Origin of the sequence: Cupriavidus sp. NPDC089707 (assembly GCF_044748965.1) — a bacterium.
In the GTDB taxonomy this organism is placed as follows: domain Bacteria; phylum Pseudomonadota; class Gammaproteobacteria; order Burkholderiales; family Burkholderiaceae; genus Cupriavidus.
Genome location: NZ_JBIVHB010000011.1, coordinates 169,893 through 187,458, shown reverse-complemented (window position 1 = coordinate 187,458; position 17,566 = coordinate 169,893). Strand labels below are relative to the sequence as shown.

The 17,566-nt window shown below is 64.6% G+C and carries 13 protein-coding genes and 1 pseudogene; 6 read left to right on the top strand and 8 right to left on the bottom strand.

What is annotated here, in order from left to right:
* Positions 1-266 precede the first annotated feature (266 nt).
* Positions 267-4,031, top strand: a complete 3,765-nt coding sequence (locus ACIP1U_RS19385; protein ID WP_400317991.1) for a DUF637 domain-containing protein — start codon at positions 267-269, stop codon at positions 4,029-4,031.
* Positions 4,028-4,444, top strand: coding sequence for a hypothetical protein (locus ACIP1U_RS19380; RefSeq protein ID WP_400317988.1), 417 nt, complete (start codon positions 4,028-4,030; stop codon positions 4,442-4,444). The genes ACIP1U_RS19385 and ACIP1U_RS19380 overlap by 4 nt, the downstream gene beginning before the upstream one ends.
* Here ACIP1U_RS19380 and ACIP1U_RS19375 read toward each other — a convergent pair.
* Complete coding sequence (locus ACIP1U_RS19375) at positions 4,431-4,979, bottom strand: RNA 2'-phosphotransferase (RefSeq protein ID WP_400317985.1); 549 nt, start codon at positions 4,977-4,979, stop codon at positions 4,431-4,433. The genes ACIP1U_RS19380 and ACIP1U_RS19375 overlap by 14 nt on opposite strands.
* Positions 4,980-5,374: 395 nt before the next feature.
* Between ACIP1U_RS19375 and ACIP1U_RS19370 the strand changes: the two genes are divergently transcribed.
* The 3 genes and pseudogenes from ACIP1U_RS19370 to ACIP1U_RS19360 all read left to right on the top strand — a co-directional run.
* On the top strand, positions 5,375-7,504 hold the full coding sequence (locus ACIP1U_RS19370) for a DUF637 domain-containing protein (protein ID WP_400317982.1): 2,130 nt from the start codon (positions 5,375-5,377) through the stop codon (positions 7,502-7,504).
* A complete protein-coding gene (locus tag ACIP1U_RS19365; protein ID WP_400317980.1) occupies positions 7,501-7,791 on the top strand; it encodes a hypothetical protein in 291 nt (96 codons plus the stop codon). The genes ACIP1U_RS19370 and ACIP1U_RS19365 overlap by 4 nt, the downstream gene beginning before the upstream one ends.
* A gap of 101 nt (positions 7,792-7,892) precedes the next feature.
* Positions 7,893-8,077 (top strand): annotated as a pseudogene (locus ACIP1U_RS19360) (IS3 family transposase); the annotation flags it as partial.
* 8 nt (positions 8,078-8,085) lie between these two features.
* Here ACIP1U_RS19360 and ACIP1U_RS19355 read toward each other — a convergent pair.
* From ACIP1U_RS19355 to ACIP1U_RS19335, 5 genes are all read right to left on the bottom strand, one after another.
* Positions 8,086-9,249: an AAA family ATPase gene (locus tag ACIP1U_RS19355; protein WP_400317977.1), complete on the bottom strand. Its 1,164-nt coding sequence runs from the start codon at positions 9,247-9,249 to the stop codon at positions 8,086-8,088.
* A 107-nt stretch (positions 9,250-9,356) separates the two neighbouring features.
* Positions 9,357-10,478 carry a CaiB/BaiF CoA transferase family protein gene (locus ACIP1U_RS19350; RefSeq protein WP_400317974.1) on the bottom strand — a complete coding sequence of 374 codons (1,122 nt, stop codon included), beginning with the start codon at positions 10,476-10,478 and terminating at the stop codon, positions 9,357-9,359.
* Positions 10,479-10,506: 28 nt separating this feature from the next.
* Positions 10,507-11,496 carry a tripartite tricarboxylate transporter substrate binding protein gene (locus ACIP1U_RS19345; RefSeq protein WP_400317972.1) on the bottom strand — a complete coding sequence of 330 codons (990 nt, stop codon included), beginning with the start codon at positions 11,494-11,496 and terminating at the stop codon, positions 10,507-10,509.
* 63 nt (positions 11,497-11,559) lie between these two features.
* The gene (locus ACIP1U_RS19340) at positions 11,560-12,741 is read right to left on the bottom strand and encodes an acyl-CoA dehydrogenase family protein (protein ID WP_400317969.1); all 1,182 of its coding nucleotides are present in this window, start codon (positions 12,739-12,741) and stop codon (positions 11,560-11,562) included.
* An 18-nt stretch (positions 12,742-12,759) separates the two neighbouring features.
* Complete coding sequence (locus ACIP1U_RS19335) at positions 12,760-14,313, bottom strand: AMP-binding protein (protein ID WP_400317967.1); 1,554 nt, start codon at positions 14,311-14,313, stop codon at positions 12,760-12,762.
* Between the two features lie 119 nt (positions 14,314-14,432).
* On the opposite strand from ACIP1U_RS19335, the gene ACIP1U_RS19330 reads away from it, so the two are divergent.
* Positions 14,433-15,317 carry a LysR family transcriptional regulator gene (locus tag ACIP1U_RS19330; protein WP_400317965.1) on the top strand — a complete coding sequence of 295 codons (885 nt, stop codon included), beginning with the start codon at positions 14,433-14,435 and terminating at the stop codon, positions 15,315-15,317.
* Positions 15,318-15,328: 11 nt separating this feature from the next.
* Here the strand turns inward: ACIP1U_RS19330 and ACIP1U_RS19325 are convergent, their stop codons facing one another.
* Both ACIP1U_RS19325 and ACIP1U_RS19320 read right to left on the bottom strand, forming a co-directional pair.
* Entirely contained in the window at positions 15,329-16,321 is a 993-nt protein-coding gene (locus ACIP1U_RS19325) for a Bug family tripartite tricarboxylate transporter substrate binding protein (RefSeq protein WP_400317962.1), read from the bottom strand.
* Positions 16,322-16,384: 63 nt separating this feature from the next.
* Positions 16,385-17,560 (bottom strand): acyl-CoA dehydrogenase family protein, encoded by a 1,176-nt coding sequence (locus ACIP1U_RS19320; RefSeq protein ID WP_400317960.1) that lies wholly within the window; start codon positions 17,558-17,560, stop codon positions 16,385-16,387.
* Positions 17,561-17,566: the final 6 nt, after the last annotated feature.

Here is a 17,566-nt window from a genome sequence, read left to right as displayed (position 1 = left end):
CTCGGGGTTTCCAAGCCCGGTCACCGGTAATCCGATGACGAAGCCAGTATTTCCTGGATGAGCCATCAAGGCGATAAGAGTTGTCGCATTCCTCCTGTTGGGAAAGCGAAGCTTGCAGGAACGCGGTTCCCTAGGAAATCGCTGAGTCTTGAAAGTGGAGGCGATGCAAGATAGAAGTACTGCCAGTCTTAGCGCGGCAGGCGTGCAGGAGTCGCGCATGCCAGCACCTCAGAAATTGCCCAACGAAGGGCGCCGAAATCCCCCCAGTGCCGGTCAGTTTCAGGTTGCCGTCGGCCGTGATCTGGCCGGTCTTGCCGAGCTGGGGGATATCGGATCTGGCGGCGGCCGGCCATATCCACATCGCCACGCCGGGCACCTTCACCAACCAGGGGTTCTACGACGCCGGGGTCACCAGCACGGCGGGCTGTGTGGAGGGCTCCCAGAGCTGTTACGAGCGCGGTACCGCACGCGTGGACTCACTCTCCTGGCAACAGACGCCAAACACGGTAGCGGCGGGCCAGTCGCTGACGGTTCAGGCGTCCACCATCCAGAACCTGAATGGCACGCTCGCCGCGCAAGGCGATGTGAGCCTGACGGCGACCAGCCGTGTCACCAACGAGTCCGGGGTCATCCAGTCGCTGAACGGCGACGTGTCGATCGGCGCGCCGACCCTGGTCAACAAGACCATGGACCCGGTCACGCTGCACAAGAGCTACGGCAGCCTGAACCCGAGCTATGCCGGCGGCTGCAATCCGGGCGGTAGTTACAAGGAAAGCCAGTGCGCAGCGGACGAGACCACGGCAGCGGGGCCAGCCGGCGTGATTTTGGCGGCGCGCGACGTCAACCTGTCCGGGACCACGCTGACCAATCACGGCGCCCTGATCACCGGTGGGCGCAACGTGACGGTCGCCATGGCCGGGGCGGTCGACAACAGCAGTCTTGCGCTGAACGCGGACTGGTCCGGTCTGTGGGTGGAGAAGACGGGGTCGTTCAGTTCCGACAAGCGGCACACCACGTCCGGTACGGCGGTGTTGGGCAGCCTGGAGTCGGGCGTCCAGGTCGGCAATGTGCTGTCGGTGACCTCGGGCGGCCAGATCATCAACACCGGCAACCTGATGGGCGGCCAGGTGGACCTCGCCGGCGCGGCGCTGGTGAACGGCTATACCAGGCCGAATCAGCCCACGCCGCCGGCAACCGAACCCCGGCAAGTGATACCGCTGGGCCCGTCCCAGGCACCGGGCGGCACACTGCCGCCCGCCACGCCGGCCGTCGACCTGACCCAGCCGTGGCAGTTCAGTCCGGTGATCGTGGCGACGCCGTCCGCCCCAACGGCAGGCGGCGGGCAGAGCGTCGATTGGCACTTCACGGCCAACCTGGGCGGCACCCCCGTGACAGGCCCGAGCGCCAACGACGATCGCACCCGATACCTGACGGGTTCGACGGCCACCTCGGTGCTGGCCGGCGTGACGCCGGACGACTTGCTGTCGCAGTTGCCGGCGGACCTGCGCCCGGGCAGCGTGACGTTCTACTACGACCCGTACACCGAATCGCAGAAGCTGCAGCAGGCCGCGCTCCAGCAGACGGGGCAAGCCAGCTTTATCAATGGCCTGGCCTACGACAGCCAATACCAGCTTTCGGTCACGGATCAGGAAAAGCTGATCCTGTACCGGAATGCGGCGGATTACGCGAAGGAAAACAACCTTGCGCTGGGCACGGCGCTGACGCCGGAGCAGGTGAAGGCGCTGGACGCGCCGATGCTGTGGTACGTCCAGCAGGCGGTACCAGACCCGAGTTGCAACACGGTGGCGAGCACGGCTTGCCCGAGCGTCAACGCGCTGGTGCCGCAGGTGTACTTGCCCGAGGGTTACGCGCAGGCGCTGACCAAGCCGACGGGCGGCACCATCACGGGCGAGAACATCAGCCTGGACATCGCGGGGCAGTTGCGCAACAGCGGCGTGGTCTCGGCGGCCGATACGCTCAACGTGAAGGCGGGCAGCATCGATGCGGCGCCGAACGTGGTGGACATTGGCACCTCGGCGTACCGCGTGCAGGGCGGCTGGAACGTGATCACCGGCACGGTGGTGCAGCCGGGCGGGTTCATGAGCGCGATGCACATGAACATCGAGGCCGATGCCATCCATGCGGTCAACGATGCGTTCCTGATCCGCAACGCGGACGGCATGGTGGACGAGGCGGCGACGCTCGCCTTCGTGAATCAGCTCAAGGACAACCTCGGGGTGCAGTACACCGCGGGGACCGTGGCCGACGACATCCACACGCAGTTCATCAAGGAGAAGAAGGGCTTCGGGCCACTGGGACAGGTCGTGGCGATCGTGGCCGCAATTGCGATCTCCATCGTGACGGCAGGAGCGGGGGCGGCGATTGTTGGTGCGGCCTACAGTGCGGCAATGGGCGTTGCAGCTACAGCCGGGGCAGCATTTGCCTCTGCAGGCATTGGTGCGGCGATGTCGATGGCGGTGTCTGGCCTAATCGCCGGCACGCTGTCGAGCATGGCGGGCCAGCTGATCACGACCGGCTCACTGAACATGGGCGCCGCGCTCAAGGCGGGCGTCGTGTCCGGGGTAACAGCAGGTTTGACGCAAGGTGCGCTTGGCGCAATGGGCCTGGACAAGGTCGGTATCAGCAGCATTGGCGACAACATCGCCAAGGGTAACTGGGCGCAACTCCAGCTTGGGCCGTTTATTGAGGCGAGCGTGGTGCGCTCGGCGATCAGCGCCAGCGTGAACACGGTCGCCTATGGCGGCAGCTTCGGCAAGGCCTTTGCCGGCGGGCTGGTGCGGGATGCGGCGGCGCTCGGTGCCAATGCGATTGGCGTGAGGCTGCCCGGCATCGGCAGTTACGGGGCGGATACCGGAACCATTGTGGCCAACGCTACGGCGCATGCGCTACTGGGCTGCGCGGCGCAGAGCCTGACCGGTGGGGATTGTGCCGGTGGTGCGATTGGTGGGGCGGCCAGCGCGCTGGCGGCGCCGCTGATCCGCGATGGCCTCTACGATGGCAGCCAGACGGTGGTGAACAACCCGGACGGTACGCAGACCACTAAGTACGAGAACACCGGCTACAACGCCACCACGGTAGCGCTGGCGACGCTGATCGGTGGGACGGCCGGTGCGTTGCTGGGCACGAACGCGACTTCCGCGGCATACGCAGCGCAGAATGAATCGCTCAACAATGCGCTGTCGGCAAAGCTGATCTCGGAAAAGAGCAAGAGGCTGGCCGAGTGCGGTGGCAATCCGATGTGTGAGGCCGCAATTGCGGCGGAGTACCGCCTGAAGAGCAACGCGCAGTCGAGCGACTTTGTGCGGAAGGTTTCGGATCCGAACCAGCGCATCATCCTTGGGCTGAATCTCCAGAGCGAACGCGCGGAGGTGCAAGCCTTGCTGGACAACCCAGGTTGCCAGGGTGTTTGTCGGGACAGTGCTCAGGCGAGCTTGGTTGAGTACGACCGCCAGATCGCGATGGTTGACAACTCGTCGAGCCGGGATCTGAATCGCGCCATGTTGGGGATAGCCGCAGACGCCGCGATGACGGTTGCTGGCGGAGTGGGCTTGCTTGCACGCGCCGTCCGTGCTGGTGCTGCAGCGATGGAAGTGTCGTCTACCGGAACGCTTGGCGCGGTAGCCGATGCAAATTTTGCGCAATCGGCTATTCGTGCAAACGAGATGTTTAGTGCGGAGGGCGCCGCCAGGTACACGGAACTCGCTGGTCGCCCTATCGCGACAGTTGATGACTTGGCTTCGGCAATTCGGAATGGGAGTATTTCGCCGAGTCAGATTCCTCTTGACTTCGTTGATATGAACGGCACAAAGCTGATCTTGAACACGCGGACCTCAGTCGCACTTGACCGAGCTGGCGTTCCTAAGTCAAGCTGGTACGGTAACAATCAGACTGGTGTCAAGGTGCCGGGGATGGAAGGAAGCACTTTTGACGACTTGGCAAGGCAGCAATTGCAAAACAATAAGCTGCCTCCGACAGGAAGCACCGATATCCCGAAGGGAAAAATGCGATGAAAGCAGGTCGCTGGATCCATGTTCTCAACCCGTATGATTGGCTGCCATCCTATGGGGAGAGCGCTGTTTCACTCACCAACAGCGGGCTCGATCTCGTCGTCACCATTGAATACGACGGAAGCGACGGCGCGGTTCAGCACAAGGAATTGCTGTTTGAAGGTACTTGTTTTTTCTACAGGGCCTCGTTGCCCGGGCCATACATGTTAGATGTGGTTCACGATTGCAAAGTAACTCCCCCCCACTTGGGAGCCTTGGTGGAGTACCCGGACTCGGAGGCAGCCCTTGTCTGGCGAAAACACTATGGGGGCAGTCGCAAGGTTAATCACTACAGGATCGTTTTCCTCTCAGAGAATCTAATCCTGGAGGTACTTGCAGGCAGTGTGGTATTGAGAGCGGAGATCAGTTCAGCTTGAGGTATCGCGCCGGCACACAGTCAACAAGCCACACCCCATTCTCGGCCTGGAAGAATCGGAGCCTATCGTGATGCATGCGCAATGATTCGATTCTTAGCACGACGGCTTCGCCGTATCGGCGGCCGTTTGCCAATGCGCTCTGCACATCCCCTGCCAAATGCACATGGTGGCGCGATCCGGCGAATAGTCCATCTTTGAGAATGGCGTCGAGGCAACGCTTCGCCGTGCCATGGTAAAGCGTATCGGGCGGTGTCTTCTCGATATGGGTCCGATTGACCTGGGATGTGGAATGCCCCTGAATTGCTCGAATCCGATTGCCGTCATCAGAAATCTCGAAGCGCATCTTCGCGCTCTCCGTGACGATGCCGCGAAGATCAGATCGATCAAGAGATTGCCCTGTGTTAACCGCACCTGCAATCAGTCGGTCAATTTCGGCCCATCCTTCAGTGTCAAGCTGTAAGCCAATCGATAGTGGTTCATGACGTAGGACGTAGGCCAGGAACTTGCTCGCCCGGGTTCGTTGCTCCCTATTCAATGCCGCCTCCTATCCTTCGCTAATGCAGATTTCAATTTTCCATAGTAATGGTAGCGGAAGAGTTCGCGATTGATCTAAGCCTCTCTCTGCTCGGCATCCCTGCTCTCAAGCCGGCGGGCCATGGCCGGCTCAGCCGTCTCTCCTCCAGGCAAGCCCTGCGCGCGCCCTAACAATATCTTGCAATTGATGTGTCACATGGCCGCTTAGAATCGGGCCATCCGCGCGCGACGCGCGTGTGCAGCGCTCTTTAAGCAAGACCGGATTTACGGCCAAAAACCGCGTCTGGGCGCCCAAGCGGCCCAGGCAGGGGGGCGTCTGGGCGCAATCGCCCGCGAAGCCGCGCCGCGCCTGGGCTGGCGGGCCTGCGATGCGACGGCGCACGTCAGATGCGCTAGATGCTCTGGTACGTCCAGCAGGCGGTGCCCGACCCGAGCTGCAACACGGTGGCCAGCACGGCATGCGGTACCGTCAACGCGCTGGTGCCGCAGGTGTACTTGCCCGAGGGTTACGCGCAGGCGCTGACCAAGCCGACGGGCGGCACCATCACGGGCGAGAACATCGGCCTGGACATCGCGGGGCAGCTGCGCAACAGCGGGGTAATCTCGGCGGCCGACACGTTGAACGTGAAAGCCGGCAGCATCGATGCGGCGCCGAACGTGGCGGACATTGGCACCTCGGCGTACCGGGTGCAGGGCGGCTGGAACGTGATCACCGGCAAAGTGGTGCAGCCGGGCGGGTTCATGAGCGCGATGCACATGAGCATCGAGGCCGATGCCATTCACGCGGTCAACGACGCGCTGCGCATCACGCATGCTGATGGCACGGTGGATGTTGAGGCGACTTATGCGCTGATTGCGCAGCTGAAGGCCAGTCTTGGGGTGGATTACACCGAGGGTAGCGTCAGCGACGACATCCATACGCAGTTCATCAAGGAGAAGAAGGGCTTTGGCCAGATCATCGCCATTGCGGCGGCGGTGGCGATTTCCATCGTGACCGCAGGGGCTGGTCTTGCTGTCGTTGGCGCGGTGGCGGGCTCGGCCTTTGCGGCCTCGGCGGTTGGTACCGCAGTGTCGATGGCAGTGTCCGGTCTGATTGCCGGCACGCTGTCGAGCATGGTGAGCCAGATCATCACGACCGGGTCGCTCGACCTCGGTGCGGCACTCAAGTCCGGTTTGGTTTCCGCGGCCACTGCCGGGTTGACGCAAGGTGCCCTGGGTGCGATGGGGCTGGCCAATGCAGGCGTAACAAGCATTGGCACGAACATCAGTTTGGGCAACTGGGCGGCGGTCCAGGCGAGTTTGCCCAATGCCCTGGCGGCGAGTGTGGTGCGCTCGGTGATCAGCGCTGGTATCACCACTGCGGCCTACGGCGGCAGCTTCGGGCAGGCCTTTGCGAACGGGATCGTACGCGACGTGGCCGCTGTTGGTGCGAATGCGATCGGCGCGACGCTGCCGGGCTTTGGGTCGTTGGACGCGACGCCGGGCACGATCCTGGCCAATGCCGCCAGCCATGCGCTGCTTGGGTGTGCCGCGCAGAGCCTGACAGGTGGAGATTGCGCGGGCGGGGCGATTGGGGGCGCGGCCAGTGCGCTGGCAGCGCCGTTGATCCGGGATGCGATCTACGCGGACAGCCCGGTGCTGAACTACAGCGAAGACAGGGTGCGTCAGGCCATTACCGTGGGGCTGGCGACCCTGGTCCGTGGAGCGGCCGGGATTGCGCTGAGCCAGGATGCCACGGCGGCCGCGCTGGCGGCGCAAAACGAAGCGCTGAACAACGCGGTATCGCAGGGGCCGGCGCGGGGCATTGCTAAACGCGAAAATGCGCGGCTGATGGCGCAGTGCGGCACGTCGTGCACGCAGGAGGACTTCAACCGCATCGATACCCAGGTACGACAGGTTGAGGCGGCGGCGACGCTGGCGCGGATGAACAATCTGACGCCGGAGCAAGCGCTGAAGCTGGCGGACACGTTGTCGAACCTGTTGCCGTACTATGGTTCGGCGGCGATGCTCTACCAGGCGGTGACGGGTCAGACTCTGAGCGGTCAGTCGCTGGGTGCGGCAGATCGGTGGCTGTCGGCGATCTTGGGCGCTATCCCGGTCGGGGCGGCGGCATATGGCAAGATCAGCGAGCTTGCAGCGGCCAAGGGCGCAACCGCAGTTGACCCCGCAGCCTTGAGCGCGCTGGCCGCAAATGGCGTCAAGTTTACGCCAGAGAATGTCATTGCTACCGCCCGTACTCCGAATGGCCAGATCGTCTTCCTAGAGACGGGCAACGCAAAGGCCGGTCTACAGCACATTGTAGGAGAGCATGCGAGCGATTTCGCAAACATCGGGGTCGCGGAAGCTGAGATACCGAGCGTGATTATGAAAGCTGTTCAGGAAGGGAACATTGTGGGGTACCAAGGTGCTGGCACAGGTCGTCCTATCTACGAAACTATTGTCAACGGTCAGCCTCAAAGAATTGCAGTTACGGTTGGGAGTAATGGCTATATCGTTGGCGCCAACCCTGCTGGACGTGTGAAATGAGAGTGATCAAGCTGATGGCCGACTACCAATGCTTCCCGCTGTGGGAGGCTTCGCCCGGTGAGGTCGGCAATATTGATCCTGACGAATTGCCAATCTCGCAGGAGCTAAAGGCGAGGCTGGCTAGTTGGGCAGGCCAGTACGACGAAACCTTAAACATGGACTATCCGCCGGACTCGGGATTCGAAAGTGCCGAGGCGGAGGCTGAGTTCAAGCAGGAAGGCCTTCGTCTTGCCGGCCAGTTGAGGACGGAGTTGGGACCCGAATACGAGATAAGGATCCACCTGTAATGAACCGCCCCGGGTTTAGTGGAGGCTCCAATTTTTGAGAGAATGGAGCCCATGGGCAAGCAAACCAAGTTTTCCCCGAGGTCCGAGAGCGGGCCGTACGCCTGGTTCAAGAGCAGCGCAGCGAGCATCCGTCGTTGTGGGCGGCAGTCGAATCCATCGCACCGATGATCGGTTGCACGAGCTAGACGCTGTTGGGTGGGTCAAACAAGAGCAAGTCGAGAGCGGCGAGCGCGATGGCGTGACCACGTTGGGGCGTGAACGCCTGAAGGCGTTGGAGCGCGAGGTAATTTCCCGCTACAGCTTGCCTTCAAGCGACTTGCGCTCCAGCCAGATCTCCTGCACGAACGGGTCCGTCACGCCATAAACCCCGTGCCCTTTGCGCATGATCAGGTTCGTCGCCATCATCTCGTTGACCACAGGCTGTGCTTCCTCGATACGGACTTCTCGTCCCAGGGCAGCCGAGTAGGCAGCAGCGGACTCGCCTGAAAACAGGCCGCGGGCGTCACCCTCGGCGCTCGCAATGCGATCGAAAATTGCGGTAGCCAATCCGCCCAGCTGTTCGAGCTTCATCAGTTCAAGATCGGCAGCAGTTGAGCGGAGCGTGTTGGCAATGACTGGCAAGTGCTCGTCCGGGTTGCTTCCGGAAGGCAAGTGAAAATGCAGTTGCCGCAAGGCTTTGATCATCTCTTCCGGCCGGTTGCCCAGCGCGCGGAAGGACTGGACAGCAACGTCCAGCGATGGACGCGCGCTGAATCCTTCTGCCGACAAGCGTTCCAGCAGATGGGCGACGTAGTCTTCTCCAAGTACGGGATAGGAGATCGAGGTGGCGCCTGCAAAGGCCTGGTTGCGGCGCGCAGTCAGTTCGCCAACCAGCGCCCGGTGCGAGCCTGTGCCTACAAAGATGAAGTAGCCAGGCGTATTGGGGCGTGGATTGACGGCATCGCGGGCGGCCTTGAGCGCCAGCAGCATACGATTGCCCTCGTCGGAGGTGATGGCATGCTGGACCTCGTCCACGATCAGGACCACGTTGGTCCTGGCCTTGTCGACGACTTCGGCAAGGGCGTGGGCCAGCGTTGCGCCGCCGGGCTCGCCAACGCTTTCAAGCTTGAACCCGAACTTGAGGCCAAAGGCGCCAATGTCGGCACCCGACACTCGCTTGAGCTGCCTGAGGGCGGCGGAGCCCGGCTGCTCCAGTTCGGCAAGCGTCTTCTTTACCGCTGCGAGGATGAGGGACGCAGGGCTGCGTTGCGTATCGCTCCAGAGATCGACGTAGATGACGATCGCCCCCTCGGCCTCCAGGGCAGGGACGAGGTCGTTGATAAGAAACGTCGTTTTTCCTGTGCGCCGCAACCCCGATAGGAACAAACCTGACCGCAGCCCTTCGTCCAGTACGCCGGGGTGGAGCAACTGCTGCGACATTTGGCTCGCAAGGTCCGGGCGACGATAGATGTTAGACATGGCGCACTTATTGGAAATTATCGGATTCCAATAATTATAGCCTGAGAATAATTTCTTCTAACCGTTGGGTTAGGTGGCTCTTTGCTCACATGAAAGTGAAAAAAGAGTTACTTATGCCATTTAAGGCCGTTAGCACCCTCTCCCTTTCCAAGGCCGGCCACAAAGTCCTGCCCCTCTGGCAATCCTAAAGAGAACCTGACCGGGAAGTTCACCGCAATCCCATCTTCTCCGGCTGGGTGCCGCACCACCCCCCGCGCCCGCACATGCGCATCCTCAAACAATTCCCCCGCCCCAAGCACGGGCGAAAACGGTATATCCAGCGGCCGGAAGAATGCCTCCCACTCGGCCAGGTCACGGGTCCGGAACACTGCCGCAAGCAGGTCATTGACTGCCAGCTTATGCCCGTAGCGCCCGGCGCGCGTGGCAAATCGCGGATCGCGCAGCGCAGGGGATTCGTCCCCCAGCGCCTCGCCCAGGTTGATCCAGAACTTGTTCTCCAGAATCCCCATCGCCAGATGCCGCCCGTCGCGCGTCTCGAACAGGTCGTTTTCCGGCATCACCGTCGGCGATTCCTGCGGCGCGGCTTCGTGCACGCGCGCGGCCCAGGCGCCGTGGGCGGTCCATGACAGGATGGCGTCGTGGATTGACACGTCCAGATGCTGCCCGCATCCGTGCTGCCGCGCACTCATGATGGCCACGGCGAGCGACAACGCGGCATAGCCCGAGGCAGCGTAGTCCGACACCCGCACACGCGGGCGCGAGACCTTGTCATGCACCTGCACCGGCGTCGCCCAGTAGCCCGCCAGCGCCAGGTAGTTGAGGTCATGTCCGGCATGGCTGGCATAAGGTCCGGTCTGGCCGAAGCCCGAGACCGAGCACAGCACGATCGCCGGATTGACGGCGGCCAATGCCGCATAGTCGAGTCCCAGCCGTTTCATGACCCCCGGGCGGAAGCCTTCCACCACGGCGTCGGCATTCCGGGCCAGTTCAAGGAAGGCCTCGCGGCCGGCGTCGGTCTTGAGGTCGAGCGCCACGGAGCGTTTGCCGCGATTGAACTGCGCATACGCCGATGGACTGAGCTGGCGGATGGAGTCGCCGCTGCCGGGCTGCTCCACCTTGATCACATCGGCCCCCAGTTGCCGCAGCAAGCTGCAGGCGTGCGGCCCGGGAAGCAACTGGCTGGCGTCGATAATGGTGACGTCTTTCAGGCACGACCATTCCGGTTTCATATGGGCTCGTGTTTCCAAAAGAGGGCGCTCAGCCCAGGTCGCCGACCATGCCGATCGACTTCATCAGCTCGCCATAGCGAGAGTTGTCCGAAGCCACGACCGTGCCAAACTGGGCCGGGGTCGCGCTGCGCCGAAGCTCGCCTGCGTTGGCCTTCAGCTGCGCGTCGAATACGCCGGCATTCTGCAGCGCGGCGACCGCGGCATGCAGCTTCTGGGTCAGCTCGGCCGGGAAGTTTGCGGGCGCGAACAGGCCGCTCCAGTTGTCGATGACAAAGCCGGGCGGCAGCGCTTCGGCCATGGTCGGCACGTTCGGAAAGAACGGCGAGCGCGCGGCGGCGGTCACGGCCAGCACGCGCACCTGATGGTTGCGCACATACTGGGTCGCCGTGCCAAGCACCGGCATCCCGAACTGGGTCTGCCCCGTCAGCATGGCGGTGATGATTTCCGGCGCACCCTTGTAAGGGATATGCACAGCGTCGCAGCCGGTCTGGTGCAACATGGTCTCCACCGCCAGGTGGGCGATGCTGCCCTTGCCGCCAGAGCCGTAGTTGAACTTGCCCGGCGCCTTCTTCATCGCAGCGACCAGCTCGGCCGCGGTCTTGTACGGCGACGATGCGGGCACGACCAGCGCAGTCGGCCCGCCGGACAGCGCCGTAATCGGCGTGAAATCGCGCGTCGGGTCGTACGGCATCTTGCGGTACATATGCACGTTGATCACGTGCGTATTGGCGAGGATGCCCAGCGTGTAGCCGTCGGGGGCCGCGCGCCGCAGCGCGGTGGCGCCGATGATGCCGCCGGCGCCGGGCATGTTCTCGACCACCACGGGCTGGCCGAGCTTCTGGCCCAACTCCGCCGACAGCGTGCGGGCGGTACTGTCCGGCGTGCTGCCGGCGATGAACGGGACGATCAGCCGGATCGGCCGGTTGGGGTAGTTGGCAGGCGCCGCGGCGCGGGCGGGCAGCAAGACGCTTCCCAGGGCGGCGGCGCCAGCGGTGGCGAGCCATTCTCGGCGGTTCATGCGTGGTCTCCGTGGTCTCGTTGTATTGTCCTGATGCCGGCGGCGACCGTGCCGCCGGCACGGTCATGCGTTTTGCTGCAGCGGCTCCAGTATCGCGCGGGCGATGGTGTTGCGCTGGATCTCGCTGGTGCCGGTGAAGATGCGGAACATGCGCAGCTTGCGGAAGGTCTGCTCGACCGGATGCCCGCGCGTGACGCCCACGTTGCCGTGGATCTGCACCGCCTTGTCGGCCACTTCGAAGCAGCGTTCCGAGACAAAGAGCTTGCATGCCGCGGCCTTCATGCGCAGGTCGGCGCCGCTGTCAGCCAGCGCCGCAGTGTGCGCGATCATGCTTTCGCAGGCCCACAGCGCGGCGGCCATGTCGGCCAGCATGTGCTGGATCGCCTGAAAACGCGCAATCGGGCCGCCGAACTGGCGCCGCTTGCCGGCGTATTCCACTGACGACTCGTAGGCGCGCATGGCCAGCCCCAGCATCGAGGGGCAGTGCAGCAAGCGGTTCACGTTGATGCGCGACATGCCAAGCTTGAAGCCGTTGCCCTCGCCGCCAAAGATATTGGCGCGCGGCACGCGCACGTTGTCGAAGCGGATATCGCCGTCGATATGCTGGCCCGACATCGGCACGTACTCGTTGGTCACGGTCACGCCCGGCAGGTTCAGGTCGACCAGCACCGCGCTGATCGCCGGCGGCGTGGCCGTGGCATCCGTTACGCACATGACGATGGCGAAGTCCGCGAACGGCGCGCCGCTGATGTAGTGCTTGCCACCATTGATCACCAGCTCGTCGCCGTCGGCGACCGCGGTGGTCTTGATGCTTTGCGCGTCCGACCCGGAGTGCGTTTCGGTCAGTGCGAAGCAGGTCGACTTCTCGCCGCGGATGACGGGTTCGAAATACTGCTTCAGTTGCACCGGCGTGGCGTACTTGAGCATGTTGCCCACGCGCGGCGGGCCGCCCAGGTCGCCCAGCACATGCGCGGCCAGCGTCGAGCCGCTGGCGGCCAGGTCGGCCTTGAGCGCGCATTGCTCCTGGATGTTCAGGCCCTTGCCGCCGAGCGACTCCGGCAGGCAGGCCGCATAGAAGCCCAGTTCGTACGAGCGGCGCCAGACCTTGCGCAGCACATCGCGCGGCCACGGGTCTTCGGAGCCGAGGCCGAGTTCGTGCTCCAGCGGGCGCAGCTCTTCGTCGATAAAGCGGCGGATGCCGGCGCGGGTTTCCACCAGCACGGGGTTGGTCAGGTGATCGAACATGGCGGGATCCTCGGCTAGTCAGTTGACGCGGCGCGCCACGCCTTGCCAGTAGCGTTCGCGCACGATCTTGCGGGCCAGCTTGCCGCTGGCGTTCTTGGGCAGCTCGGCGACAAAGTCGACCGAACGCGGCGACTTGTAGTCGGCGATGCGCTCGCGGCAGTGCGCGATCAGCTGCTGCGCGCTGGCTTCGCGGCCCGGGCGCAGCGTCACCACGGCCTTGACGCTTTCGCCCCAGGTGTCGTCGGGCACGCTGATGACGCAGGCTTCGAGCACGTCGGGGTGCTGGTACAGCGTGGCTTCCACCTCGGTCGGGTACACGTTGAAGCCGCCGGAGATGATCATGTCCTTCTTGCGGTCGACCAGGTACAGGTAGCCGGCGTCGTCCACGCGCGCCATGTCGCCGGTATGCAGCCAGCCGTCGACGATGGTCTCGGCGGTCAGCGCGGGCTCGCCCCAGTAGCCCTGGAACACGTCTTCGCCGCGGATCACCAGTTCACCGATCCCGCCCACTGCCACCTCGCGGCCTTGCTCATCGACCACGCGCACTTCGGTCTCGCCCAGCGCGCGGCCGCAAGAGGCCAGGCGCTCCGGGTGGCTGGCGATCGCGTCGGCGTGGTCGGCGGTCGACAGGCGCGTGACGCCGGAGGTGGATTCGCTGGCGCCATAGCCTTGCGACAGGATCGGGCCGATGCGCTGCCACGCCTCGCGGATACGCGCCGGCGCCATGGGCGCGGCGCCATAGGCCAGCGTCTTCAGGCTGGACAGGTCGGCCTGCGCCAGCGTGGGCTCGGCCATCAGCATATTGATCATCGCCGGCACCATGAACACGTGCGTGATGCGCAGCCGCGCCACCTCGGCCAGGAAGTGCGCGGGCTCGAACTTGTCGAACAGCACCAGTGTCGCGCCCAGGTACAGGTAGGGCTGCATCAGCATGCCGGACGCGTGGGTGACCGGGCCGATCAGCGCCAGCCGGTCGCCGGGCCGTGCGGGGCGATCCATGCCGGCCACCATCTTGCGCAGCGCCGCCATGCGGTTGCCGTAGGTCTGCATGGCCGCCTTGATCTTGCCGGTGGAGCCGGAAGAAAAGTGCAGCACGGCCAGGTCACTGGCGGCAGGCGTGATGTCCGGGGTCGTGGTGCCGGCATTGGCCAGCAGCGATTCGTAACCGACATAGCCCGCCGGCGCATCCCCGATGGCGATAAAGGTCTCGATGCTGCGGAAGCCCGGCGTGGCGCGCGAGTATGCGGTGTAGCCCGGCCCGGCGATGAGCACGCGCGGGGTGCAGTTCTCGACCACGTCGCTGGCTTCCGTGGCGGTAAAGCGCGGATTCAGCGCCGCCTTGACCAGGCCAGCCTTGTACAGCGCGCACTCCAGCTCGACCAGTTCTGGGCGGTTGCGGGCCTGCACCGCCACGCGGTCGCCGCGCTGCAGCCCCAGCGCCAGCAGCGCGTTGGCCAGGCGGGTGGAGCGCTCTTCCAGCTGGCGGTAGGTCACCACCTGGTCCTGGTAGAGGATGGCGGGCTGGTCACCCCAGTAGCGCGCGGCGCGGCGCAGGAAATACGCGAAACTCATGCTGTCTCCGTGATGCGAACGATGTTGTGCTACGGCGTTGGGGCTAAGTCTGTAAGATGGAAGGCATCACCACAATGCGGTGTTGGCTATAAATCCATAACTATCGGGAATGTGAGGAAATGGAGACGCGGGACCTGGAGTACATCCTCGCCGTGGCAACGCACGGGGGCATCGGCAGGGCGGCGGAGGCGCTGGGCATCAGCCAGCCGGCACTGACCAAGGCGGTGCAGCGGGTAGAGGCGCAGACTGGCCTGCCGCTGTTCGAACGTACCGCCAACGGCATGACCGCCACTTACGCCGGCACCCGCTTCCTGGAGCGGGCACGGCGCATCCGGCTGGAGTACGACGACGGCATCAAGGAGATGATCGGCATCCGCACTGGCGAGCAGGGCGTGCTGCGCGTGGGCTATTCGCCGTCAATACCCGGGGACGTGATCCTGGGCGCGTGCCAGCAACTGATGCGCGAGCGCCCGGTGGCGCGGCTGCGCTTGCGGCGCCGGCTGGCGCGCGACGTGCTGGACCTGCTCGCCGCTGGCGAACTCGACCTCGCGGTGGCGCCGGTGCCGGCTTCGACGGATTTTGCGGTGGAGCCGCTGTTCGACGACCGGCTGGTGGTGGTAGCCGACCAGGGCAACGCGCTATTGCGCCGGCGCAAGCTGCGGCTGGCGGACCTGGCAGAACAGGAATGGCTGCTGCCGGAAGCGCATATCACGCTGCGGCAGCAGGTCGATGCCGCCTTCCGCCAGCGCGGCCTGCCGGTGCCGCAGCCGCGTGTCGAGATCGATTTCGGCAGCCCCTCGCTGTTCGCGCTGATGCAGGGCACGCAGATGCTGAGCATCGCCAATGCCGGCGGCGATGCCATGCAGCACGGCCTGCGCGCGTTGCCGCTGGAAGTCGAAGAGCTGGACCTGCGCCGGCGCATCGGCGTGCTGACCCGCGCCGGCGCGTACCTGTCGCCGCTGGCGCAGCGCCTGACGGCGCTGCTGCGCGAGCACAGCCGCTGAGCAACTGAAGGTTATTGCAGGGGGATCTTGGCCACAGCCGCCAGCCGCTTCCAGCGCACGATCTCGTCTTTCTGGTACTGCAGCATTTCCGCCGGCGAAGACAGGATCAGCTTGGTCGACTGGCGCGTGTAGTAGTCGCGTACGTCGGGCGCGTTGCCGGCTTGCATGAACAGGTCCTGCAGGCGCTTCACCACCGCGGGCGGGGTCTTGGCGGATATCGCCGCGGCTACCCAGTTGTAGGCCAGGAAGTCGGGCATGCCGGCCTCGACGATCGACGGCACGTCCGGCAACAGCGGCGAGCGCTGCGGCGCGGTAAAGGCCAGCGCCCGGACCTTGCCGCCGCGCACCAGTTCGATCGCGCCGGTGGCATCGACCACGGCAAAGTCCACGTTGGCGGCCATCACGCCATTGATCGCATCGCCAGCGCCCTTGTACGGCACCGGCGTGGTCTTGATCTTTGCCAGTTCGTTGAGCCATTCGCTGTACAGCGTGTACGAGATCGAACCCGTGCCGTAGTTGAGCGCGCCGGGCCGCTTGCGGGCGTCTTCCAGCAATTCCGTCAGCGTGCGGTAGGGCGAACTCGTCGGCACGATGATCACGCACGGTCCGCGCGACAGCAGCGTGATCGGCGCGAAGTCCGTCAGTGGGTCGTAGGGCAGCTTGCGGAAGGTGGCGGCGTTGGTCGACAGGGTGGAATTGCTGCCGATGAACACCGTGTAGCCGTCCGCCGGCGCGTTCAGCGCGGTCTGCACACCAATAAAGCCATTGCCGCCAGGCTTGTTCTCGACCACCACGCCCTGGCCGGTCAGCTCACCGATCTTCTTGGCGAACATGCGTGCGGTGGTGTCGGTGCCGCTGCCGGCCGGGAATGGCACGATAAAGCGCATCGGGCGCGAGGGGAAGGCGTCTTCGGCGGCAAGCGCCGGCAGCGGTGCGATGCCGGCTGCCAGTGCCGCGGCGGCGAGCCCGAGGAAGCGGCGGCGCGAACGGTAAGGCTGTTGCATGGTGTCTCCTTTCGGTCGGAAAAGCCCGGCGTGTTCTCCGCCGGTGCAAGAGGTCGGTCGGACTCAGCGGCGCAGGCCGAGCAGGTCGCGCGCGATCACCCAGCGGTGCACTTCGCTGGGTCCTTCGTAGATGCGCATCAAACGGGTCTCGTTGGCCATCTGCTGCAGCGGCAATTCCTTGGTCATGCCCATCGCGCCAAAGGTCTGCATCGCCTGGTCGATCACTTCCCACGCCATTTCGGTGGCGAAGACCTTGATCATCGAGACCTGCGTGCGCGCCTCTTCACCGGCATCGATCCGGCTGGCGGCTTCGTAGGTCATCAGGCGGCAGGCGTGGATGCGCGTGGCGGCGTCCGCCACCCACCACTGGATCGCCTGGCGCTGTGCCAGCGGGGCGCCGAAGGTCTGCCGTTGCGGCGCGTATTCGCAGATCATGTCGAGCGCGCGCTGCGCCCGGCCGATGCACCATGCGGCCATCTGCACGCGGCGTGTGGACAGGCGCGCCTGCATCGGCGCGAAGCCCTGGCCTTCGGTGCCAAGCAACTGCGTGGCGGGAACGCGGCAGTCTTCCAGCACGACTTCATAGGTGGAATGGCCGCCGATCATCGGGATGCGACGCTCAACGCGCAGGCCGGGCGTGCCGCGCTCGACGATAAAGGCCGAGATGCCGCCGCGCGCCCCCCTGGCCTTGTCGGTCACGGCCATCACGATGGTCCAGTCGGCGCGCGCCGCGCGGCTGATCCAGATCTTGCGGCCGTTCAGCACCCAGTGGTCGCCGTCGCCGCTGTCGCGCTCCGCGCGCGTGGTCATCATGGCGGGGTCGCCGCCGGCGCCGGGCTCGGAAATGGCGATGGCCGATGCCGTTTCGCCGCGCGCATACGGGTCCAGGTAGCGCTCGCGCTGGGCGTCGTTCGCGGTCAGCATCAGCATGCGCAGGTTGGGCGAATCCGGCGGCAGTTCGTAAGGCGTGATGGTCTTGCCGAGTTCTTCGTTGACGCCGACCATCGCCACCACCGGCAGGTCGGCGCCGCCCATCTCGGTCGGTGCATCCAGTCCCCACAGGCCAAGCTCGCGCGACAGGTCATCGAGTCGCGCGTGTTCTTCCGGCAGCAGTGCGTGCTGTCCGCCCTCGGCCTCGCGGGCCAGCACCGCCGGCTCCAGCGGGATCAGCTGTTCGCGCACGAAGCGCGCGACCAGGTCCTTGAGCATGCGGTGTTCTTCATCGAGCTGGAAATTCATGCTTGT

Excerpts from the sequence above, each read along its gene's own strand:
- ACIP1U_RS19380 (WP_400317988.1), top strand. The coding sequence starts at position 4,028 with ATGAAAGCAGGTCGCTGGATCCATGTTCTCAACCCGTATGATTGGCTG.
- ACIP1U_RS19345 (WP_400317972.1), bottom strand. The coding sequence starts at position 11,496 with ATGAACCGCCGAGAATGGCTCGCCACCGCTGGCGCCGCCGCCCTGGGA.
- ACIP1U_RS19320 (WP_400317960.1), bottom strand. The coding sequence starts at position 17,560 with ATGAATTTCCAGCTCGATGAAGAACACCGCATGCTCAAGGACCTGGTC.
- ACIP1U_RS19370 (WP_400317982.1), top strand. The coding sequence starts at position 5,375 with ATGCTCTGGTACGTCCAGCAGGCGGTGCCCGACCCGAGCTGCAACACG.
- ACIP1U_RS19330 (WP_400317965.1), top strand. The coding sequence starts at position 14,433 with ATGGAGACGCGGGACCTGGAGTACATCCTCGCCGTGGCAACGCACGGG.
- ACIP1U_RS19355 (WP_400317977.1), bottom strand. The coding sequence starts at position 9,249 with ATGTCTAACATCTATCGTCGCCCGGACCTTGCGAGCCAAATGTCGCAG.
- ACIP1U_RS19325 (WP_400317962.1), bottom strand. The coding sequence starts at position 16,321 with ATGCAACAGCCTTACCGTTCGCGCCGCCGCTTCCTCGGGCTCGCCGCC.
- ACIP1U_RS19365 (WP_400317980.1), top strand. The coding sequence starts at position 7,501 with ATGAGAGTGATCAAGCTGATGGCCGACTACCAATGCTTCCCGCTGTGG.
- ACIP1U_RS19335 (WP_400317967.1), bottom strand. The coding sequence starts at position 14,313 with ATGAGTTTCGCGTATTTCCTGCGCCGCGCCGCGCGCTACTGGGGTGAC.
- ACIP1U_RS19340 (WP_400317969.1), bottom strand. The coding sequence starts at position 12,741 with ATGTTCGATCACCTGACCAACCCCGTGCTGGTGGAAACCCGCGCCGGC.
- ACIP1U_RS19350 (WP_400317974.1), bottom strand. The coding sequence starts at position 10,478 with ATGAAACCGGAATGGTCGTGCCTGAAAGACGTCACCATTATCGACGCC.